At 44.0% G+C, this 20,548-nt stretch carries 20 protein-coding genes; 10 read left to right on the top strand and 10 right to left on the bottom strand.

Translation table 11 applies throughout. The features are described 5' to 3' along the window. Positions 1-22: 22 nt before the first annotated feature. From KHN79_RS19800 to KHN79_RS19785, 4 genes are all read right to left on the bottom strand, one after another. Positions 23-1,429, bottom strand: coding sequence for an NAD(P)/FAD-dependent oxidoreductase (locus KHN79_RS19800; protein ID WP_211907281.1), 1,407 nt, complete (start codon positions 1,427-1,429; stop codon positions 23-25). Further along, complete coding sequence (locus KHN79_RS19795; RefSeq protein ID WP_182008994.1) at positions 1,420-1,755, bottom strand: (2Fe-2S)-binding protein; 336 nt, start codon at positions 1,753-1,755, stop codon at positions 1,420-1,422. The genes KHN79_RS19800 and KHN79_RS19795 overlap by 10 nt, the downstream gene beginning before the upstream one ends. 3 nt (positions 1,756-1,758) lie before the next feature. Continuing rightward, positions 1,759-2,862, bottom strand: coding sequence for an FAD-dependent oxidoreductase (locus tag KHN79_RS19790; protein WP_182008995.1), 1,104 nt, complete (start codon positions 2,860-2,862; stop codon positions 1,759-1,761). 158 nt (positions 2,863-3,020) lie between these two features. After that, the gene (locus KHN79_RS19785) at positions 3,021-3,794 is read right to left on the bottom strand and encodes an ABC transporter substrate-binding protein (protein ID WP_182008996.1); all 774 of its coding nucleotides are present in this window, start codon (positions 3,792-3,794) and stop codon (positions 3,021-3,023) included. Between the two features lie 578 nt (positions 3,795-4,372). On the opposite strand from KHN79_RS19785, the gene KHN79_RS19780 reads away from it, so the two are divergent. The 3 genes from KHN79_RS19780 to KHN79_RS19770 are packed head-to-tail and all read left to right on the top strand — an operon-like array spanning position 4,373 to position 5,731. Then, entirely contained in the window at positions 4,373-4,834 is a 462-nt protein-coding gene (locus KHN79_RS19780) for an NUDIX domain-containing protein (RefSeq protein ID WP_182008997.1), read from the top strand. Between the two features lie 23 nt (positions 4,835-4,857). Further along, the gene (locus KHN79_RS19775) at positions 4,858-5,373 is read left to right on the top strand and encodes a GNAT family N-acetyltransferase (RefSeq protein ID WP_182008998.1); all 516 of its coding nucleotides are present in this window, start codon (positions 4,858-4,860) and stop codon (positions 5,371-5,373) included. A gap of 16 nt (positions 5,374-5,389) precedes the next feature. After that, positions 5,390-5,731, top strand: coding sequence for a hypothetical protein (locus KHN79_RS19770; RefSeq protein WP_182008999.1), 342 nt, complete (start codon positions 5,390-5,392; stop codon positions 5,729-5,731). A gap of 47 nt (positions 5,732-5,778) precedes the next feature. Here KHN79_RS19770 and KHN79_RS19765 read toward each other — a convergent pair whose 3' ends face one another. Both KHN79_RS19765 and KHN79_RS19760 read right to left on the bottom strand, forming a co-directional pair. Continuing rightward, positions 5,779-7,413 (bottom strand): glycosyltransferase family 39 protein, encoded by a 1,635-nt coding sequence (locus tag KHN79_RS19765; RefSeq protein ID WP_182009000.1) that lies wholly within the window; start codon positions 7,411-7,413, stop codon positions 5,779-5,781. A gap of 210 nt (positions 7,414-7,623) precedes the next feature. Beyond that, a complete protein-coding gene (locus KHN79_RS19760) occupies positions 7,624-8,544 on the bottom strand; it encodes a LysR family transcriptional regulator (RefSeq protein ID WP_182009001.1) in 921 nt (306 codons plus the stop codon). Between the two features lie 133 nt (positions 8,545-8,677). On the opposite strand from KHN79_RS19760, the gene KHN79_RS19755 reads away from it, so the two are divergent. Together KHN79_RS19755 and KHN79_RS19750 are read left to right on the top strand one after the other, a co-directional pair. Beyond that, a complete protein-coding gene (locus KHN79_RS19755) occupies positions 8,678-10,009 on the top strand; it encodes a DUF1254 domain-containing protein (RefSeq protein WP_182009002.1) in 1,332 nt (443 codons plus the stop codon). Positions 10,010-10,228: 219 nt separating this feature from the next. Continuing rightward, positions 10,229-10,570, top strand: a complete 342-nt coding sequence (locus KHN79_RS19750; RefSeq protein ID WP_182009003.1) for a DUF3316 domain-containing protein — start codon at positions 10,229-10,231, stop codon at positions 10,568-10,570. Between the two features lie 150 nt (positions 10,571-10,720). Here the strand turns inward: KHN79_RS19750 and KHN79_RS19745 are convergent, their stop codons facing one another. Beyond that, complete coding sequence (locus tag KHN79_RS19745) at positions 10,721-11,647, bottom strand: LysR family transcriptional regulator (RefSeq protein WP_182009004.1); 927 nt, start codon at positions 11,645-11,647, stop codon at positions 10,721-10,723. Between the two features lie 778 nt (positions 11,648-12,425). Continuing rightward, entirely contained in the window at positions 12,426-13,433 is a 1,008-nt protein-coding gene (locus KHN79_RS19740; RefSeq protein WP_182009005.1) for an NADH:flavin oxidoreductase, read from the bottom strand. 114 nt (positions 13,434-13,547) lie between these two features. On the opposite strand from KHN79_RS19740, the gene KHN79_RS19735 reads away from it, so the two are divergent. After that, a complete protein-coding gene (locus KHN79_RS19735; protein WP_182009006.1) occupies positions 13,548-14,408 on the top strand; it encodes a LysR family transcriptional regulator in 861 nt (286 codons plus the stop codon). A 92-nt stretch (positions 14,409-14,500) separates the two neighbouring features. Next, positions 14,501-15,418 carry a LysR family transcriptional regulator gene (locus KHN79_RS19730; RefSeq protein ID WP_182009007.1) on the top strand — a complete coding sequence of 306 codons (918 nt, stop codon included), beginning with the start codon at positions 14,501-14,503 and terminating at the stop codon, positions 15,416-15,418. Positions 15,419-15,462: 44 nt separating this feature from the next. On the opposite strand, the gene KHN79_RS19725 is transcribed toward KHN79_RS19730, so the two are convergent. Continuing rightward, positions 15,463-16,281: an SDR family NAD(P)-dependent oxidoreductase gene (locus tag KHN79_RS19725; RefSeq protein WP_182009008.1), complete on the bottom strand. Its 819-nt coding sequence runs from the start codon at positions 16,279-16,281 to the stop codon at positions 15,463-15,465. Between the two features lie 305 nt (positions 16,282-16,586). On the opposite strand from KHN79_RS19725, the gene KHN79_RS19720 reads away from it, so the two are divergent. Next, on the top strand, positions 16,587-17,243 hold the full coding sequence (locus KHN79_RS19720) for an NAD(P)H-dependent oxidoreductase (protein WP_182009009.1): 657 nt from the start codon (positions 16,587-16,589) through the stop codon (positions 17,241-17,243). Between the two features lie 84 nt (positions 17,244-17,327). Here KHN79_RS19720 and KHN79_RS19715 read toward each other — a convergent pair whose 3' ends face one another. After that, complete coding sequence (locus KHN79_RS19715; RefSeq protein WP_182009010.1) at positions 17,328-18,221, bottom strand: LysR family transcriptional regulator; 894 nt, start codon at positions 18,219-18,221, stop codon at positions 17,328-17,330. 158 nt (positions 18,222-18,379) lie between these two features. Here KHN79_RS19715 and KHN79_RS19710 point away from each other — a divergent pair, with 158 nt between their 5' ends. Together KHN79_RS19710 and KHN79_RS19705 are read left to right on the top strand one after the other, a co-directional pair. After that, a complete protein-coding gene (locus KHN79_RS19710) occupies positions 18,380-19,477 on the top strand; it encodes an alkene reductase (RefSeq protein WP_182009011.1) in 1,098 nt (365 codons plus the stop codon). A gap of 127 nt (positions 19,478-19,604) precedes the next feature. Next, positions 19,605-20,450: a CPBP family intramembrane glutamic endopeptidase gene (locus KHN79_RS19705; protein ID WP_182009012.1), complete on the top strand. Its 846-nt coding sequence runs from the start codon at positions 19,605-19,607 to the stop codon at positions 20,448-20,450. Positions 20,451-20,548 lie beyond the last annotated feature (98 nt).

Here is a 20,548-nt window from a genome sequence, read left to right as displayed (position 1 = left end):
GGGTTATCAGTACATACACCGATTAATGCTTATTGGCTTGGCGACTTTCATCAGGAGCCAGTGTGGCCAACTCACCTAAACTCAGGGGTTTAATCGGAGCTCGGACACGATAATAACCCGTGGTGTCAATTGGTTGATTGGTTAGCTTGGACATCACTTCAGAGACCGTGATACCACACTGACGTCCTTGACATGCCCCCATACCGCAGCGAGTAAAGCTTTTAAGTTGGTTTGGTCCCATACAGCCTTGCTCTGCGGCTTTACGAATATCTCCAAGTTTGACTTCCTCACAGCGGCAAACAGTGACGTCATCACGCTGGGGCGTACGGAATTGTTCTGCGGGCTGATAAAGGATATCTATAAATGGCCGAAAGGCGAGCTCACGCTTTAATTGATGTCTGTATTGAAACGTATTCTGATCTCTTTGGGCTTCGCTCTGTTTATCCAGTAAGTGAGCGATGTGTTGGGCTGCAATACTGCCTCTGAGCTGCGCGGCTGTTGCTCCACCTATATTGTTATTGTCACCGGCGATACTGATAATAGCCTGGGAGCTTTGTCCCCAGCGATCTACCTTCGGCTGCCAGCAAAGCTGCTGCGAGTTCCATTCGTGTTTACATTGACTTGCCATCGCTAAATTGATGTTGGGAATCACCCCCTGATGCAAAAACAAATGATCTGCCTTGATAGTGCTTTGGTTGCCGTTGGAACGATACCGGACTTCTTCCAAGCCGTTGGTCTTACAGCCAAGTGCCTCGATGTCTTTGACGTTTTTTATTACAGGAATACCAGCAGCCTTGATCTCGTGGATCATCTTAAGCCCTTTGAGTACGTAATGAGTACCTTGCAGTGCATGTCCAATCTTCTTAAGGGCTTTGATGTAGTTGGTTCTTGGCGTGGTATCGAGCAGTGCTTTAACCTTAATTCCGGCTTGTAGATATTGCCATGTGATTAGGTAGAGCAACGGCCCGCTACCGGCAAATACCGCATTCTCGGCTGCCATGCCTGATGTTTTCAGTAGTACTTGAGCAGAGCCTGCCGTCATCACTCCTGGTAGCGTCCAACCAGGGATAGGTACCGGGCGCTCCTGCGCGCCATTGGCGATTAAAATGTGGCGAGCTCGCAGCGTTTTCGACACACCATTGCAGGAATAAAATATTGCTCCGTCAGGCTCTATCTGCCAAACCATAGCTCCGGAGATATGCAGGCAGTCTGCTGCTTTGAATCTTTTAGCGAGCTCGGATCCTTGATAATAATCAGTTCCCAGAATTGCTTGGTTCTGTAATTGAGGACGTTCGATGTTTCGGTAGATCTGACCTCCAACCATTGTTTGTTCATCTAACAGAACGGTTTTAAGCCCAAGGGTTTGTGCTTCGATAGCCGCCGCCATTCCTGCCGGGCCAGCTCCAATAATAGCTAAATCTACTTGCATCGAGATTGTTCCTGTTCCACCGATTGAGTGAGTGGCACTTCACCATATTGAGGTTGAAAGCGAATCGACATTCCATCTACGACTTGTGTCATGCAGCCTTGCTGGTTAGGTTGGCCGTTTATTTCCACTAAACATTCGAAGCAAACACCCATTAGGCAGTAGGAACCCCGTCGCTCTCCTGACACACCAGAACGTCGATTCGCGCGATAGCCATTGGCTAAAAGAGCGGCTGCGACTGAATAGCTGTCAGGGACTTGGAGTACTGTGTCATTAACCGAGATACTCACCATCTTGTGGTTGTCTTGCTGACTGACGTCTTTAAACATGAGTTAACCCTTAAAACGTAGTGGTGAAAAAGGAGAGACAGAGTCATCTAATTTACCGCTGACAATCATGGGAGCCAGTTTAAGGGCGTGTGCGGCAGCTAAAGTCACGCCGCTATGGCAACTGAATGCAAAAGCGTGTGAACCGCACTCGTTTGATTGTTCATAAATAGGATATCCGTCTGGGCTAAGTACTCGAAGCGCTCCCCAACCTCTCACTATACGGCGATGTTGTAATGCAGGAAGAACCCGTATTGCCCGTTTAGATAACTGAGCCATCACCATAGCGGTATTGCTGTCATCCAAGTCTGCATCTTCACAAGAGTCGCCGATCTGAATCGTGCCCTCATGAGTTTGACGAAGGTAGATCGAAGGGTAATTCAGTAGTTGCGGCAGACGCTCAGTAATGAGTATTTGGCCACGCTGTGGATGGAGTGGCTGGTTTAGTTTTAACATCGGCGCTAAACGTTTGTTGTCTAACCCAGCGGCTAAAACCACTTTTCTGGCACGTAACTCACCTTGCTCCGTTTGCAGGAAAAATCCATCAGAGGTTTTTGAGATACTCTGAACACTATGGTTGGGGCGGTAACTTCCCCCATAAGCGATAAATCCGGCATGCATTGCTCGTAACAGGAGTAATGGATTTACATGGCCGTCATTGGGGGAGTAACAACCGCCGGGTATCGTAGAACCAATATTGGGCTCTAACTTTTTGAGTTCTTCAGCATTGAGCATCTGGTATTTGAACTTGCCATCACTTATTGCAGCTTGTTGCTCCAATTCAATCGCGTACTCGTTCAGCTCATCCTCATCAAGACAAAAATGAATACCGCCTTTTTGCTCAAACTGAATATCAATGCCAGTGAGTGAAGTTATCTCTTTTGCAAAACTTGGCCATAGATACGCAGATAATAATGTCCAATCGGAATAGGGCTTAAAATCAGCGCCTTTACCCTGCACCCACAACAACCCAAAGTTACCGCGGGCTGCTCTTAGCGCATTGTCTCCCTGATCGAGTATGACAGTATCAACGCCAAGCTTTGCCAGCCCGTAACCCAGAGCTGAGCCAACCATACCACCGCCAACAATCGCAACCTCACACTCTTTCATGATTGATGTTCTCTAGGAGTATTGTTTGTGAGCAGAGCACGTTGAAGGTAAAACATAAAAACACCGTCGTGATAAAGAGGATGAGGGATGGATGACTTGTCTAAAAAGCTGCAAGCTAGTTGCTCTTGCAGCTATTGTTGAACAGCCTTAGTGGGTGGTTAACCACCATAAATGTCGAAATCGAAATACTTGTTTTGAATCTCTTCGTATTTACCATTCTCGCGTATAGTTTGAATAGCCTGATTGAACTTCTGACGTAGTTCAGGAGAGTTCTTGCGTATCGCAATTCCAACACCTTCTCCAAACCACTCTCGATCTGTGATTTGAGGACCAACAAACGTGTAGTTTTCTCCGCCTTCTTTTTCGAGAAGTCCTTTCTTCACTGCCGGAATATTGTTGATTACTAAATCCACACGACCCGATTTAAGATCCATAAAGGCTTCGTCTTGCGAGCCGTAGCGTTTGATGTCGACACCCGAGTAGTTAGCAGTGACGTATTTATCATGGGTGCTCGCACGTTGTACGCCGATCTTTTTGCCGTCTAGCCCTTTAGGACTGAACTGGAAATCATCGCCTTTCTTTGCAACAAATCGTGACGCTACCTGGTAATATTTGTCGGTAAAATCGACTTTTTGTTTACGCTCTTCGGTGATCGACATAGACGCCACAATAGCATCAAATTTACGCGTCATTAGAGCAGGGATCATACCATCCCAATCTTGAGCAACTAAGGTGCACTTAACCTGCATCTCTTCACATAGCGCGTTGGCAATATCGATATCAAATCCAGTCAGCTTTCCTTCAGGAGTAACCCAGCTGTAAGGAGGGTAGGCACCTTCAACGCCAATACGTACGTTTTCCCACTGTTTTGCGGATACGCTCCCTGTATTTAAAGCTGCTACTGCCGTTAAAGCAAAAATTAGCTTTTTCATCCCTGATCTCCGTTTCATCGTTATATGACAAGTTTGATTATCAACCAGTAAGTTCCATCTCAGATTGATAAGGTTCACTGCGTTTTTTGGTGTTTAAACATAATTATCAGTGTTGATAAGTTGTTAAATACAATATACAGAGATTATTAAGTTTTCTGCCAATTCCAATATCGTGAAAGGGTATTCCGAAAGGTTATAGAGTGGAAGGTAACTCAAGTGGGTAAAAGTATAAATCTGTCGAATATGGCGAGGGAACGGGTTGTGAGTTGTTCTTAGTTGCATATTGGATTTAGAAGCTGCATTATCTTCCATTACAAGTACTTATCGTTACTTGAAAAGTGTTCTATGCAAAAGGAGGTTGCTATGAATCTAAACGCTACATTCGTTTTACAAATATTATCAGTCTATTTAGTTGCAAGCATAATTTTGAGTTACTACTTGGGTAGGAGAAAAACCAGCACCCCAATTATCTCTACGCTAATTGGATTTCTATTAGCATTAATTCCACCATTAGGTCTTATCTATTTAGCCTTTCTGACCGCAAAAAGTGATCACGTACAGAAACCTTCGAATCAGTGATGGATGCAAGGGTAATAAACAGGGAAGTGAAAGTTTGTCCCGTGGTCTTGCGTAACCAAAGTGACGAGATAGAACTACTGTTGTTTCAGCATCCTTTAGCTGGCGTGCAAATTGTAAAGGGGACTCTTGAAGAAGACGACGAATCTGTAGAGAGCGCGGTATTGCGAGAACTAAAAGAGGAGTCTGGCATTTCACAAGTATCAGGTACTGAATATATGTGTTGCTGGGAAAGTGGTTACCAAGATCAACTGTGGCACTTTGTACGCTGTGACGTTATTGAAGTGTTGCCTGAGCGGTGGGATTTCTTCACACAAGACGATGGTGGGCTAACCTTCAGTTTTTTCTGGCACAAGCTTGGCAACCCTATGGAGCGTGACTGCTATAAATTATTCTCTGATGCCATCAAGAAAATCGAAAGTATGTTGGTAGCGCCGACTTCCGTGAATCATTACTGCATTTAAATCGCGACGTCATAGAGGGAAATATGCAAAAGAACATAGAAACAGACAGGTTGTTGCTCAGACCATTTGTGTTGTCTGATGCTGCAAGAGTTTCAGCTCTGGCCGGAGATAAAGTCATATCGGACATGACGGCAAACATGCCGCACCCTTATGCGCTCTCTGATGCGGAGTCCTGGATTAAAATTCATGAGCAGCTTTTTACCAGCGGTAAAGGTATTGTCTACGCTATTACGTTGAAAGAAAGCCTTGAGGTGATAGGTGCGGTGAGTTTCCCCAAGCTTGAGGAAGGCACTGGAACGTTAGGTTATTGGTTGGGTGTAGCTTATTGGGGGCATGGTTATGCCACGGAAGCGTCACAAGCCCTTATCACTTTTAGTAAACAGGAGTTTGGATTGATCAAATTGCAAGTTATGCATTTGGTCGGTAATGAACGATCCAAGTCTGTTATTCAAAAACTTGGTGTTAACTATTTGGAAAACCGCACTAATCGTATGCAAGGAGCAGAGAGAGAAGTTTGCATTTATATCTCAGATATTTAGTTTAGAAAAATGGAATATGAAAAGTAAAAAATGGATTTTTGTTGTTCTTTTATTACTAGGTGGCCCTACCTTATTGCCATTTAGTTTAGAGTTAATAGGTTTGATTGAACTGTTTGGTATGCTTGGACTATGGACCATTTACTCGTCCTACGCACAATACCTGCTCAATCACCCCCACGTTAAATATGGAATAAGTTTGGCTACAAGCTGGGACATGCAGCCACAGATGTATTTTTCTGTACAAGACTTAAAGGCATATCCTCAGTTAGCCGTACATATGCTGCCTCTCAGGAGCATTGTTTTGTGGTCGATTCACGTACTGTTTTGGGGAAGTTTAGTTGAGGTTTACGTCAGCTAATACCGACTATCACTTCAACTTTTTTGTACTTTTGAACCGCAAAGTTGCTATGACGATTCTGAGACTTTGGTCTCCTCGCTATCCTGAAGCACTTTAGCCAGCACTTGGTTATCTATGATGAATAGCCATCGGCCACGATAAGGTGTCATGTAGATAGCGTTGGTTGCTAGTGCTTGTGTCTTGTTACGTAGAATCCAGATCGTATAGCCAGGTTCTGTGTTCAGAAAGGCATTGCGCTCTTGCCTGGACGCCGGAACTAAGTTCAGCGGCTTTTCGAGTTTGCCTGCAAAACCAAAGGTATTGTGATATTTACCGATGTACGAAACAGTGTGCCCTTGCGCTTGCAACTGATGAATCTGACGACCTATCTCTGTTACATCATAGACGTTATGTAATATGGGAGACAAACTTGCCATTAAAGCCGAGAAGCTGAGCATCAGTGCACCGATGTTAAGCGCAAGGCGGTCAACCGCGGGTGCTTTCTTCCACATAAGAAGAAAAAGCAGCAACGCGGGTAACAGCCCCCAAAGGAGGTTGCCCCGTGTAATTTCAGCACTGCGAAATGCTTTTTCTATCCAGACTGGCGATGAAAAAATCGCGATGGTTATCAGAACCAATAATGCAATTACGACAGGTTCTGATTTAAGTTCTTCGGTATTCAGTCTTTTGGCTACCCAAACCGCGGCGAAAGGAAAGGCTGGCAACAAATAGTGAATTTGCTTCCCGCTGAAACAGCTGAATATCCCAACTACAAATACAAACAGGGAAAAGCAGAAGGTATCTCTTCGACCTACCCAAACCCAGGGACGACCACGCCAGAAACTGATAAGGAATAACCAGGGAAACAGTAATGCCGGCAACAGCATGATATACCAGTAAAAAGGCCGCGCGTGCGCGAAAGAGTCCTGCATCCTACCTGCAGATTGCCCCCAGAAAATGGCCTTAGCATATTCCTCTCCTCCGGATATTGCCGCTGGGACGGCCCAGAGAAGAATAATCCCAATAGAGATTCCTATTGTTTTGAGAGCCGCTATTAAAAATGCTTTGTTGATAGAAGCGGGGGATGGGTGCCAAAGTCGGGCTAACAACAAAAATGGAATAAAATAGACAAATACCACCGGCCCTTTAGTGAGAATACCCAGTCCGAGAAAGACCCCACTGAGATAAGACCATATCATCTGGTTTGTTTCGGTATATCGCCAAAAACTCAGCATCGCAAGCTGAACAAATACTGCAAGTATTAGATCAAACATGATCATGCCTGAGTACAGGAACCAACCCAGAAAACTGATCAGAACGAGGGGAGATAACCACTTCGCTTGTGGTGATTCAGGGTAAATTTTTTCAGCCAGTTTTCCTACCAGATAGAGATTAAGCAGACAAAAGCCAGGTACGATGAGCCGTGTTACTGTATCGGAAGTACCAAACAATGACCACACTGCACTGAACAGCCAGAACATAAACGGCGGTTTGTGTTCGTACGGCAATCCGTTTATATGGGGTACCAACCAGCTATTGTTGAACCACATCTCCCAAGCCACTGATACATAGCGGGTTTCATCAATGGGTAAGATTGGCCGGAACCAGATATTCACAGCGATAAAGAATAGCGCGATGAACACTGCTAGCGCAGTATATTTAATTTCCGGAGAGATGGATAAAAGCTTCTTCCTTGGTTTCATAGGTACCCTGTCTAACATTTGTTTTAAAGCGTGCCTTACGCTTACTTTATTTATCCAGCAGGTAGTGACGTTCTGAAAAGTGATAAACGTGAATTAAATCTTCAATGTTATTAATTCGATTATAAATAAGAGTTAGGCTTAATTCCTGAAAAATCAAATGCTGAGTGCTGTGTGCGGACACAACACAATGCTTATGAGTAAGAAGGTTAATTACCGAAGTTGAATTCCAAGTGACAGCATCAGCTGATTGATTGTGTCTTCCAGCCACTTTGTCAATGGAGCATTTCTCCACTTCACACCATAGACGTAGCCAAAATGACCTTCCAATGTTGGCATATCGTTATCCATATTAATGTTTGCGTAGCGGTTACCGAGTTGTTCAATCAAGTGTTTTGAGCAGGGGAACAGTAGATCTCGTTTTTCTATTGCGTCTAGAATCACACTAAGGTGAGTCGTGCGCAGTTGTATTCGCGGCATGATATCAAAGGGCTTAAGTAGTCTTGAAATGTGTTGCTCTCTTTCATTCCAGTCTTTGATGATGTGCACTGCAAAAGGATACTGAGTGAAATCATCAAGTTTCATTGTCTTGTTTGCGAGAGGGTGGTTTGCACGGCAGACGATACCAAAATGATCTTTCCCGCCTTTTCTCTGTACAAAGTGCTTAGGCAGATCCATCGGGAAGTAGTTGATCCCAAACTGTATATCGCCGCTGTCTATCTTGCTTGCCGTTGTCTCCGTCCAGTCTTCAATCGTCAGATTCAATAGCGGTGCTTTCTCCGACAACATTTGAGCCAGAGGTGCCGCAAACCACTGGCCAATAGAGCTGTTCATCGCTATGTTGACATCTTGTCTGAAGCTAGCTGGATCGAAATCTACAGTGGTCTCGACCAGTGCGCTGATTGAGTCAATAATCTCTGGTAGCTGGCTTTTAATGCGCTCCGCTTTAGGAGTCAGTGTCATCTGCCCACCGTTACGCACGAGTATATCGTCAGCTAATAACTCTCTGAGTTTTTTGAGCGAGCGGCTTATTGCAGGCTGGCTGGTGGCCAGTTTATCTGCAGTTACTGTGGTGCTTTGTGTTTCAAGTAATACTGCAAGTATTTTCAATAAGTTGTAATCAAAATTAATCATAAGTTACAAGACTGGTCTGAAATAAATTTAGTATATCAAATTTGATATGATTTGAATGTTGTTAGGTTATTTTTAATATGGCTACAGCCTCAGTATATTGTTTTCAACGAATTCAATATCAAGCAGGTTCTGTATGAAAACGTCTATTAAAACCCTTACCGCTGCATTAGGTGTTAGTTTACTGAGTGCAAGTGCTTTTGCGGGTACCAGCACCGCAGCTCTTACACAGAGTGAACAAGAGCTGGCAAAGAATGCCTACATTTATGCTTACTCAATTGATGAGGCGTATAAATTCTTTCATCGCACGGTTGTAGAAAAAGACTACCCGTTAAACCGTTTCCAGAACATTCGCCATATCGCGGATGATACGTATACAGATCACGTAACGATTAACAACGATACCCTGCACGTAATGGGTTGGCTGGATGTTGCGGCAGAGCCGGTAATTGTAAGCGTTCCTGATATGGATGAAGGTCGTTACTGGATCCTACATACCATGGACCTGGGGCACTATACTAACGCTATGTTCGGTTCGCGTACTCGCGGTACCGAAGGTGGCCAGTTCATGTTTGCTTCTCAGTCTTGGCAGGGGGAGGTACCAGAATCTGTGGATGAAGTTATCCGCGTAGATAGTAACCTGGTCAAATTGATGGGTCGTATTATGGCCGTTGGTAAACAAGACGAAAAAGTCGCACTGAACTACATGGATCAATGGACGCTTCGCACGTTATCTGAATATTTAGGTGAAAACGGACCTAAACCTGTTGAGCGCAGCTACCCGGATATTGAACATACATCATGGCTTGAGCGTGTAAACTTTGCTCTTTGTGATGGCAGTATGGCTGAAGCAGACAAAATGTGGGTTGAACAATATAAGTCAATCGGTATTGAAGCTTGCAAATATGACTTCACTGATAAGCAGCTAGAACTGGCAAAAATGGGTGAAAAAGCGGCGATGGAGCACTTGCAGGAGCTCGCGCCTGAAATGACAGATGCACGTGTACTACTTGGTACCCGTGATACGTTAAGTGATGGTGCGCGAGATCTGTTTGCTGAGGGTACTTACCTTGGTCAGTGGGGGCTTCCACCAGTAGAAGCGGCTTACCGTAAAACTGACTTCGATGCACAAGGCGTAAAATTAGATGGTAGCAAAGGCGATTACGTGATGCGTTTTAAAGCGCCAAACGTCTCTGAGTTCTGGTCAGTAACTATTTATGGCAGTGATGACCGTCTGATGGCTCATAACGAAATGAATCGCCACAGCCGTGGTGACCGCACATTAACGCCTGATGCTGACGGTTACTACACCATAACTATGAGTGCGGATACTAAGGGCAAAGAAGGCGACGCTAACTTCCTGCCAATCCCGAACAAACCGTTTTACACGATTCTGCGTTTGTACGGACCGGGTGAAGAGATTCAGAGCGGAAAGTACCAAATGCCTGAAATCGTAAAAGTGAAGTAACTCCTTTTTTGGTGAGCGCTCAACCTAACTGATTGGTTGAGCGCTTTTTTGTATATCACTTGCTACGGTTACAAGTCTGTTGAGTCTATTCGTGCCATTTTGCCCATAGTGAAATTCTGAAACCTATCTTTATCTTCCTGCATCAGAGATTAATAATAAACCCAACAAAACGCGATAGATATTTATCTATACTACTTAACACAATAAAAGGGTTTTAAAATGAAAAAGTTACTTCTACTAACAACTGGTATTCTTATGGCTTCTTCAGTATTCGCTTCAAATATTACAGTTAATGAAGAATTAAATATGGAAGTAGGTACCTATCAAAGCAAAGATCAAGCATTAAATGCAGGGTTTGATTTGTCAGATTCGCTAAAAGGCTTATCAGAATCAGACCTAAGAAATAAACTTGGATTATCAATGTATACTAATGTTAAAAATATCAGTATTGATGGTAGTAATGTGGTAATTAACGAAGTGGCTTATGCTCGTGATAATGTTCAATATCAAGCAGTTTTAAATGTCGACTACCACTTTAACGCAATGAGACTGCATGACTAAAGTATGTGTTTTTTAAAAGAAAATACATGCCTTAATGACTACCAAGAATAAATTGGGGACGTGCTCCTTGTCCCCAATATTACAAATTAGAAATTTCCATGATATAGACGTAAATTTAGTATTATTTGTATATAAGTGTTGTCCTTTAATTTACGTCATATAGCTTTCCCAGATAGGTGGGTTACCAATCGTATTTTGTACTGTTTCAATGAATAGCTTAACCAGAGGTGGCTGGTTTCGATGCGGGTACAATGCATAAAGGCCACCCGAATAAGAGATCTTGTAATCAGGCAGTAGCCTTATTAACTGCATTTCATCCATATGTTTGGTAAGCATTAATTGACCTACAATGGCATAACCTAAACCTGACTGAGCGCCGTCCATTAGCAACTCTACTTCGTTGACATGATAGCGTCCTTTAGCCGTGATGGTAACAGTATGTTCCTCTCCATCTTTAATCGACGACAGCTGAACTTTGTTCATCTGGTATGAACCATTGGAATAAATTACCGCTGGTAATGTCGCTAGATCTTCAGGCGTTTCAGGGTATCCATACTCAGCAACGAACTCTTTTGAAGCGAGTAAAAGGAGCTGATGGTTTGCAAGCTTTTTAGCTACTAGGTTAGAGTCTACAGGATCCCCAACTCTGAAAACGACATCAAAACGCTCTCCGATGAGATCAACTTTTCTATCGTCAAGTACGATTTCGACGCTGACTTGTGGGTATTTTTTGAGAAAAGTAACGATACATTGTTTAAGGTAATTACGTCCAAAAAGTGAAGTACATGAAATTCTAAGATTCCCTTTCGGTGTATCGCTAAACGTATCTGCCAGTTGACGGGTTTTATCTAAGGCATCTCTTACTTGCTGCGCCTGTTTTACTATTTCTTCGCCTGCGGGAGTGAGAGACAGTGAACGCGTTGAGCGGTTAAGCAGTCTGACACCAAGTGATTCTTCCAGTTTTCTTATCTGTTTGGATAATACCGAACGATCTATACCGCGCGCGTCCGCAGCGTGCGCGAATGAGCCTTGTTTTGAAACTTCGAGTAACAGTTCCAATCTACTTGCAAGATCCATGAGCTTCCCTGAATGATGACTTTACGTTCAATAGGAAGATATTATCAATATTTAATTTAACGTGACAATTAATTATTTGTTTTAAAATCTGGAAATAGAGTTGTATTTATAATTTCTTAATGTTTATGATTGATTTTTTTTTAGTTGATATTGAAATGACTTAAAGATAAATAGATAAATAGATAAATAGATAAATAGATAAATATAAAAAGTCGGGATGAAGTTCAGTCCGCGCTAGGAGGATCAATCTCACCTCAACGGTTGCAGTTATTATCGTTGAATCTCGGTTAAATTAATAATCGTTCCCCTAAAATTGATGGTTTTATTTGAATGTCGATTCGTACTTATATTAAGAACTGAACTCTCCACGTGGATCAATCACAAATTTCTTCGCGGTACCACCATCAAACTCAGTATAACCTTGCGGTGCTTAATCGAGTGAAATCATCTGGACGTTGACAGCATCGGCGATTTTCACTTTGTCGAAAAGAATGGATTGCATCAGACCTCGATGATATTTCATTGCAGGGTATTGGCCGATATGGAACGAGTGAGATTTCGATCAGCCTAAGCCAAAGCGCATGCTGAGGTTCCTTCCTTAGCTGCCTCCTCTTTTGCACCCGGATCATCGGTAACACAAAGACCCGGGATGCCAATTGAGCCGCCAACACGAGCCACCCGAATTGCAGAGCTGTAGCTTGATTATGAAGATGCTTCTTACATTCAGCTGAACTTGGGATACTAGCTGAAGTAAGAAGCAACGTTAAGGTCGCTGACTTTAAGAGTAGGCAGGAGCCTCACTGCACATGATGTTCTCAGCAAAATTTGATGGATCTTTTAGTATTGCACGACCAATTGCCGCAAGATCAAAACGTTGTTGTTCAAGGGATTGCTCGATGTACTCAATGGACTCGATACCGCCAACGCCAATGATTGGCACGCTAAGATCGGCTTTCTTTAGATATTCGGACTCAGAAACCAGATAACCTTCACCTCGGCGATCTTTCGGGCGGTTCCAGCCACCAATACCAGATGAAACGTCAATAATGTCAACACCAGCTTCAATAAGAAGTTGGCATACTTTGAGCATATCTTGTTGGGTCAGGCCTTCAGGGTAAAGATCTTGTCCCGGAATACGAACCATGATGCCAAGAGCAGTTTTACTTTTAATCTCTGTGACAATTTCAACGATAAGCCTCGTTCTGTTGACTAACGAACCGCCGTAATGATCACCACGCTGGTTAGTTATCGGGGAAAGAACCTGATTCAATCCGTAGCCGTGGGCGCAGTGCAGTTCTACGAAATCGAATCCCGCTTTGTCCACTCGCACAGCGGCTTTAACAAAAGATTCTGCCCACAATTCCATATCTTGAAGCGACATCGCTTTTGGTTCAGGTAGCGTTCTGTCATAGGCAGGAACAGTAATACCTGACGGAGCCATTAAATCCGGACACACATCTAACTGGGCTTTGCCACCGCAGTGAGTGAGCTGAAAACCAGCTTTTGATCCTGCGTTATGAATGACATTGGCAATTGCTGTCATACCGGGAATGCAGTTGTCACTGTGCGCACCAAGCTGGTTTGTTTCGCTTCTTCCTGTCGGATGAACGAAACTGTATTCAACCATGACCAGACCTGCGCCAGAACGCGACAGATTTTGATAGTGGTTAATGGTGTTTTCTGTCGCGAGTCCGTTCGTGTCAGCAGTTTGCGATGCCATTGGCGGAACAACGATTCTATTTTTTAGCGTGTGAGAGTTAACGTGTAGTGGAGTAAAGCGAGTCATTCTGGATTCTGGGTAATTTTTAAAGTGGTTCTATTTTAAGGTTAACCGATGATAAAATTAAGAAACATTAATTCACTATGTGTTTCCAAAATGGAAACGTAGGATTGTCTGATAATGCGGCTAAACGACTTAGCGATTTTTATCGAAGTGGCAAAAGCACCCAGTTTAAGAGAGGCGGCGAATCGATTAGATTTGCAACCCGGGACTGTGTCCAAAGTCATTAAACGAATTGAGGCTCACTACCAGCAGCAACTGTTTGCCCGACAAGGTGGTAACTGGTCGCTCACTCCCGCAGGAGAGATGCTGTTTCAGAGAGCGATTGAACTGGTCACAATCAACGACAAGATCGAACGGGAGTTAGGCAAACCACGTCGCCCTCATCTTCGTGTGAGTGGTTCGGAAGCCATATTGGGCTACTTTGTTCCCAGCCTGATTCAACGTTTATTAGACAAGCAGCACGATGCAACGATTGAAACCAAAACTTCTCAAGACCTCTCTTTGCTTCACAAGTACGAAGTTGATATTGCGCTGGTGTCGAGCCTGAGTAACCAGCTTCCAGAAGAGCGGGATATCAATGCAAGTCCGCTGAGTCGAGCAAGCTTTGTAACCGTGGCGAGTAAGCACCATCCGTTGTTTGAGAACAAGCACGACGTAATCCCCATAGACGAATTACTGGAGTATGCTTTTGTCATTCCATCCAGACCTATTTACGGGAGCATGGCCGCGCACAGAAGCTTAGATGGCTGGCATGACGAAGCTTTTAATCGCCGCATTGCCGCGAGAGTCGATACCATTTCCACGCTCACGGCATTAGTAAAGCATCAGCCTTTGCTCGCTTATCTGCCCGATTATGTCGCCAAAGAGCACGAGCTGGAGGTAATCAATGTGTCTGGCTGTCCTTATAGCTGCGAGCAAACTATTTGGTTATGCCACCATACAAAAGTCGATCATCATTGGATGCAAGTATTCCAATAACCAACTATCCAATAACCAAGCAGACAATAACAATGTCATACAATGTTGGTGTGAGCTGATGAGACTCACACTGAATCAGCAGGTAAATTACGATGAATATTGAACACCTGAAGCTGTTCGTCCGTCTGGCATCCAGCCAGAGTATCAGCATGGCGGGGCATGAATTGGGAATGTCTCCAGCAGTAGCAAGCGCTCACATTAATAAGCTTGAAGAAGGTTTAGGTGTTCGTTTGGTTCATCGAACCACACGTAAAGTCTCTCTTACTGAAGAAGGCCAGGCGTTTTTACCCTACGCGGAGGAAGTATTAGCGTCTGTAGAAGCAGCGCGAAGCGCGGTAGGTGTTGGCCATGGCAACCCAACCGGAACATTACGCGTGACTGCGCCAGCGTCATTTGGGCGCATGCACTTAATCCCTGCTTTGAAAGGGTTTATGCAGCATTACCCAGACCTTACCGTAGATTTTCGGTTTTCTGATTCGATTATAGACATGGTAGAAGGGGGATTTGACGTTGCGATTCGTGTTGCTGAACTTAAAGATTCTACTCTTGTCGCGAGAAAGTTAGCACCTGACCGGAGAATTGTTGTTGCCTCACCAGAGTACCTGGAAAAATTTGGTACACCTAAACATCCGCAAGATTTAGCGAACCATGAATGCATCATTTTAATGGGGATGGATAACTGGGTATTCAAAACATCCGATAGCGTTTTGAGTATTCGTACTAGTGGTCGCTTCAGAACGGATAATGGTGACGCGATGCGTGATGCGACGATTGACGGGCTTGGCATCTCTATTAACTCAATATGGAGTGTTTATCAGCAGCTTCAACGGGGTGAGCTGGTTGAAATCTTGCCGGATTATCCGTTGGCGATGGATGCAAGTATCTGGGCGGTGTATCCAAGTTCACGTTTAATTGCTCTGAAGGTCAGGGCATTTATCGATTACTTCGCCGAACATTTTGGTCATCCTATTTATTGGGAGACAAAATCGATCTCGGATAACAAACAATAAAACGCCTCCATCGGTGGGAGGCGTTTCAAAATCTAAATCAGAGGTTAGTTAGATAGTCTTGGTGAAAGTTCAGAGATGATCTCTTCAATTTTATTAATCACTTGCTCTGATTTTTTATCGTTAAGGGCATCTTGATGCGGCATCGAAAACGCCTCAATATCGTTATCGTAGTATGCGCCATGTGCTTGAGAAAACTCCTCTGACAGGGCTGCTCTCACTAAAATATCCGCGCCAAGACGAAGGCTTCCACCCTTAACGCCATACGCCTCCTGAACCATTTTACTGCCAAGAAATGACTTAGGGTTTACTGAAACGATCATGGCGCCGACATTTTTCTGATCCAAGCCTACAAGTCGAGACCACATTGTTAGCGCAAGCTTACTTTGAGCGTAGGCTTCCCCATCTGAGAGAGCCTTCTCTCCTGCAAGTGCGACTAAGTCGACCGTTGATTGTGCAGCCGAGGACAAGTTGACAATACGGCCAGTACGGTCAAATAGCGGCAGCAGTGATTTAGTGAGTACATAAGGTGCTATCGTGTTAACCATGAAGCGCACATCTAGCCCTTCACCAGTCCGTGTGTTTGGCGTAGAGAATATTCCCGCATTGTTGATGAGTACGTCCAATTTGCCAAACCGCTCTGCCACCTCTACAACCATCTTGTTGACGTTACTGAGAGTGGAGAGATCCGCAACAATACTTTCTACTTTTCCAGTTCCTAACTCTGATAGTTCTTTTTCAACACTCTGTACTTTGACGTCATTGCGGCCATGAATAATGACGTGGTGTCCTTTTTCTAACAATAACTTAGCGGTCTCTAAGCCAATGCCATCCGTTGAGCCAGTGATAAGAATAACTTTTTGCATAAACAGGACTCTTGTGAGTTTTTCGTTGGTCATGCGATCAATTATAGAAAGTGCCAATTTTGGCGACTACACCGAGGAAATAGAAAACACTTTCTTGCGAAAATTGAAAGCCAGCTGCTTAATCTTGCTTCTTTGTAAGGAGAGGAGTGTAAATCTATTTTCAATAAAATCTATAAAGTGATTTAAAGCCAGTAGGTATTATCAAATTTTTAGTATGACGGTAATATTGGCGTCACTGGCGAAGAGCTCCTGGATAAAACACAAAGAGTTGCTTCTATATGATTGTATTTAAATAGGATATGAAAATGTCTCATCAAGTAATCACAGATCTGAATCGTCGCTACACTGCAAAAAAATATGATGCAGAGAAGCGCATCTCTCAAGAAGATATGACAATCATAAAAGAGGCGATTCGTTTATCAGCATCATCAATTAACTCTCAGCCTTGGAAATTTATCGTACTAGAGAGTGATGAAGCGAAGCAGCGTTTTCATAATACGTTCGCGAATATGCACCAGTTCAACCAGCCTCATGCCAAAGAAGCGTCACACACGATCCTTCTGGCACACGACCCTAAGTTTACTAAAGAAAAGTTTGCGAAGCGTGTCGATGCGGAAGTGACTTCGGGGCACCTACCCGCAGAAATGTACGACCGATTTATGGGCGCTTATGCTTTTGCGGAAGCAAATACAGACGAAGCCGGTTACAACGGTAATTGGACGAAAGCTCAAGTGTACATCGCTCTTGGTAACTTACTACATACGCTTGCACGACTTGGCATTGATTCAACACCGATGGAAGGTGTCGATTCCGCTCTGATTGGTAAAGAGTTCAAAGAGGAACTAGATGGGCATGTGTGTGAGGTCGCTCTGGCGATTGGTTACCATATGGATGAAGAAGACTACAACCATGGTTTGCCAAAAGCACGTCTGGCGTTAGATGACGTCATCACCACGTTATAACCTGACAAGCTAGCCTTTATGAGCCAGTGTTATCGACACTGGCTCTATTTTTATTCACAGAACTGACACTGAAACTTTGTCGGGTCATTCTGGCTCTAGTGAACGTTCAATCACCTGAATTATCTGCTCATAGCGCCGAGCAAGAGGTAAATTGAGCTTACTCACCAAATAGACTGGCTCTTTGATGTTTGAATCAACATCTAGGATTTTTAGATGCTCTCGGGATGGAAAGAGGTCAACACACAATTTAGGGACGACAGTAAATCCGATCCCTTTAGCCACAGGAACTAATATCTGATGGACTTGGTTTATATAACTTTGTACTGAGATTTTTCCTAAATCCAATTGCTTAAGATATTCATTGTTAGATTGGCTTACGTAGGTATGGAAATAGTGGTCTAAATCCGGGTGACGAACGACCCCTAAGTCTTTTAGTAATGTATCTAACGGTAAACTTAAGTCAGCGGAAGAGGGAACGACAAGTGCAAGAAACTCTGAGCCTACAACTCGGCTCGAAAAATACTTCTCGTTAGGCTTTTTGGTGACGAGCCCGATATCTAATGACCCTTTCTGAATTTGTTCCAGAATACGGTGGTTTGGTGTGGCTTCTAACTCAATGGATAAGCCGGGGTTCGCGGACTGCAATGAGAGTAGTTCCGGATAAATCAACCAAGCAAAAGTGCCGGAACAGCCAATAGTACAGCGGCCACGAAAAGGTTCGTCATGTCCCAAACTTTGCAGCAGGTCAGACTCTTCTTCAAAGTGCTTCACAGCGTAGTCGTAAACCTTTCGCCCGTACGTCGTGAGTTCAAACGTCTTGTTAAATCTCTTTATTAAGGGGTAGCCACAAGCTGCTTCTAACTTATTAACGTGCTGACTTACCCCCGGCTGAGTCATATGAAGCACCTCGGCCGTTTTGGTGAAGTGGCCAATATCGATCAGGGTTTTAAAAGTTTTGAGCCAAATAGGATTAAGCATGAATAACAACCAGTGATTATAATTTAAAGTTATCAAAATAATAATATATGATAATTTTTATTTAGGCGTAATGCACTCTATTGTGTACCCACATTCAATTTGCCGCCCAGGCCATTTTCAAACACTTACTTGCTGCGGTTGGTATTAGAGGTACTGATATGAAAGATTTAATGTTTCAAACCATTCAACTTGGTGAGCTAACTCTTGCTAACCGTATTGTTATGCCGCCGATGACGCGCTCTCGTGCGAGTCAGCCTGGCAACGTGGCGAATGAGATGATGGCAGAGTACTACGCACAACGTGCGAGTGCGGGTTTAATTGTTGCGGAAGGCACACAGATTTCTCCTATGGGTCAAGGCTATGCCTGGACTCCGGGCATTTACAGCCAAGAGCAAGTTGACGGTTGGAAACTGGTTACAGATGCTGTTCATGAAAAAGGTGGTGCAATCTTCGCTCAGCTTTGGCACGTTGGCCGCGTTACACACCCTGATAACATCGGCGGCAATCAACCAATTTCATCTTCGGCGCTTAAAGCGGAAAACGTAAAAGTGTTTATCGACAATGGCAGTGACGAACCAGGTTTTGTAGATGTCGTTGAGCCGCGTGAAATGACCAAAGAAGATATCAAGCAAGTCGTTGCTGAATATCGCCAGGCTGCACTTAATGCGATTGAAGCGGGTTTCGATGGTATCGAGCTACATGCCGCTAACGGTTACCTGGTAAACCAGTTTATTGACTCAGAAGCGAATAACCGAACTGACGAATACGGTGGCAGCATTGAAAACCGTTTACGTTTTCTGGGCGAAGTAGTTGAAGCCATGACAGATGCTATCGGTGCTGATCGCGTCGGTGTTCGTCTGGCCCCGTTTACTTCATTAAACGGCACCGTAGACAAAACGCCGGTTGAAACGTACACCGCTGCAGCAGCATTACTTAATAAACTGAATGTGGTTTACATGCACATTGCGGAAGTAGACTGGGATGATGCACCTGACACGCCAGCAGAGTTTAAGCGTGCCGTACGTGATGCATACCAAGGCGTGATTATTTACGCGGGTCGTTATGACAGCGAAAAAGCAGCAAGTGCACTAGATGCAGGTGTAGCGGATATGATCGGCTTTGGGCGTCCATTTGTTTCGAACCCTGATCTACCGAGTCGTATTCAAAATGGTTACCCACTAGCAGTGCATGATCCGGCAACCCTGTTTGGTGGTAATGAAAAAGGCTTAACTGACTACCCGGAGTACTCAGCTTAACACCAATTGCATCGCTAACTGATTTTAAAGCCTCTTCGTTGAGGCTTTTTTCATTCTGATTCTTAGCTATTTTTCCTATACAATTCAATCACAACTCACTGAAGCAACTTCGTATAGGGATCTCTTAATGCTTCTTGAAGCCACAATATGGATATGGCTACCACTTTTGCTCGCGATAGCGGCGGCGTTTACCCGACACAATAAAGTGATGCTCTTTTTGCTCGGCGTGACGTTAGTGAGCGCGCTTGTCGTTAACCGAATTGAGCCTGTTGCGCTTATTACCTCTCTAGTTGTTCTTGCTACCGCATATCAACTGCCTACACTTGCTGGCAAGCCACAAGGAAAACCACTTTATTTGTTCGGTTGGGGCGTTGTGCTGATTTGGTGCGCTATGCTGTTTCTCCATCTCATGCCGGGGTTTAACAATCTGAAAGTGCTCGATAAGGTGGTATCGGGTCCCCAAAGTCTTCCAATTTCGATGTATTTGAATCTGGATAAACCGCTCGCTTTTTTTGCGCTTCTTTTCGCGTACCCGAACTTATTGGGAGAGGCTAAACAGGTCGACTTTAAACGTGTTCTTTCCATTGTTGTACCATTGCTTGCGTTATTACCAGTTGCGAGTTTTCTTGGTGCACTGAACGTAGAGTTGAGTCTGCCAAGTTGGTGGTGGTTATTTGCAATCAATAACTTGATGATCACCTGTGTGGCAGAAGAGGCGTTGTTTAGGGGCGTTATACAACAATCACTGAGTCGACGTTTTAGTTGGAAGATTGGTCTGGCCGTCGCGAGTATCTTGTTTGGATTTGCTCATATTGCTGGTGGCTGGCTATTAGTTGTATTCGCGACACTTGCGGGGCTGGGGTATGGATTAGTTTTCCATGTCACCGGACGTTTATGGTGTGCGGTCTTAGTACACTTTCTTTTCAACTTTGTGCATTTGCTTGTCTTTACGTATCCGGCTTTAGCGCACTAATTCTATGATTAGTCGGGTAAATTCGAAGAAGCACTGTGGCCGATTATACTGATCGTAGTAAATAACTGGCCACAATGGTTAAAGTGGTTTGGTTGTAT

It is taken from the genome of Vibrio sp. B1FLJ16 (genome assembly GCF_905175385.1).
In the GTDB taxonomy this organism is placed as follows: domain Bacteria; phylum Pseudomonadota; class Gammaproteobacteria; order Enterobacterales; family Vibrionaceae; genus Vibrio.
The sequence above is the reverse complement of the archived record's forward strand: the minus strand, read 5'-3'. Positions and strand labels throughout refer to the sequence as shown.

What these genes read in the sequence shown, in the direction of transcription:
- KHN79_RS19765 (WP_182009000.1), bottom strand. Translation starts at nt 7,413, where the DNA reads ATGAAACCAAGGAAGAAGCTTTTATCCATCTCTCCGGAAATTAAATAT.
- KHN79_RS19785 (WP_182008996.1), bottom strand. Translation starts at nt 3,794, where the DNA reads ATGAAAAAGCTAATTTTTGCTTTAACGGCAGTAGCAGCTTTAAATACA.
- KHN79_RS19790 (WP_182008995.1), bottom strand. Translation starts at nt 2,862, where the DNA reads ATGAAAGAGTGTGAGGTTGCGATTGTTGGCGGTGGTATGGTTGGCTCA.
- KHN79_RS19730 (WP_182009007.1), top strand. Translation starts at nt 14,501, where the DNA reads ATGAATATTGAACACCTGAAGCTGTTCGTCCGTCTGGCATCCAGCCAG.
- KHN79_RS19720 (WP_182009009.1), top strand. Translation starts at nt 16,587, where the DNA reads ATGTCTCATCAAGTAATCACAGATCTGAATCGTCGCTACACTGCAAAA.
- KHN79_RS19735 (WP_182009006.1), top strand. Translation starts at nt 13,548, where the DNA reads ATGCGGCTAAACGACTTAGCGATTTTTATCGAAGTGGCAAAAGCACCC.
- KHN79_RS19795 (WP_182008994.1), bottom strand. Translation starts at nt 1,755, where the DNA reads ATGTTTAAAGACGTCAGTCAGCAAGACAACCACAAGATGGTGAGTATC.
- KHN79_RS19725 (WP_182009008.1), bottom strand. Translation starts at nt 16,281, where the DNA reads ATGCAAAAAGTTATTCTTATCACTGGCTCAACGGATGGCATTGGCTTA.
- KHN79_RS19710 (WP_182009011.1), top strand. Translation starts at nt 18,380, where the DNA reads ATGAAAGATTTAATGTTTCAAACCATTCAACTTGGTGAGCTAACTCTT.
- KHN79_RS19750 (WP_182009003.1), top strand. Translation starts at nt 10,229, where the DNA reads ATGAAAAAGTTACTTCTACTAACAACTGGTATTCTTATGGCTTCTTCA.
- KHN79_RS19770 (WP_182008999.1), top strand. Translation starts at nt 5,390, where the DNA reads ATGAAAAGTAAAAAATGGATTTTTGTTGTTCTTTTATTACTAGGTGGC.
- KHN79_RS19775 (WP_182008998.1), top strand. Translation starts at nt 4,858, where the DNA reads ATGCAAAAGAACATAGAAACAGACAGGTTGTTGCTCAGACCATTTGTG.
- KHN79_RS19755 (WP_182009002.1), top strand. Translation starts at nt 8,678, where the DNA reads ATGAAAACGTCTATTAAAACCCTTACCGCTGCATTAGGTGTTAGTTTA.
- KHN79_RS19740 (WP_182009005.1), bottom strand. Translation starts at nt 13,433, where the DNA reads ATGACTCGCTTTACTCCACTACACGTTAACTCTCACACGCTAAAAAAT.
- KHN79_RS19705 (WP_182009012.1), top strand. Translation starts at nt 19,605, where the DNA reads ATGCTTCTTGAAGCCACAATATGGATATGGCTACCACTTTTGCTCGCG.
- KHN79_RS19780 (WP_182008997.1), top strand. Translation starts at nt 4,373, where the DNA reads ATGGATGCAAGGGTAATAAACAGGGAAGTGAAAGTTTGTCCCGTGGTC.
- KHN79_RS19760 (WP_182009001.1), bottom strand. Translation starts at nt 8,544, where the DNA reads ATGATTAATTTTGATTACAACTTATTGAAAATACTTGCAGTATTACTT.
- KHN79_RS19715 (WP_182009010.1), bottom strand. Translation starts at nt 18,221, where the DNA reads ATGCTTAATCCTATTTGGCTCAAAACTTTTAAAACCCTGATCGATATT.
- KHN79_RS19745 (WP_182009004.1), bottom strand. Translation starts at nt 11,647, where the DNA reads ATGGATCTTGCAAGTAGATTGGAACTGTTACTCGAAGTTTCAAAACAA.
- KHN79_RS19800 (WP_211907281.1), bottom strand. Translation starts at nt 1,429, where the DNA reads ATGCAAGTAGATTTAGCTATTATTGGAGCTGGCCCGGCAGGAATGGCG.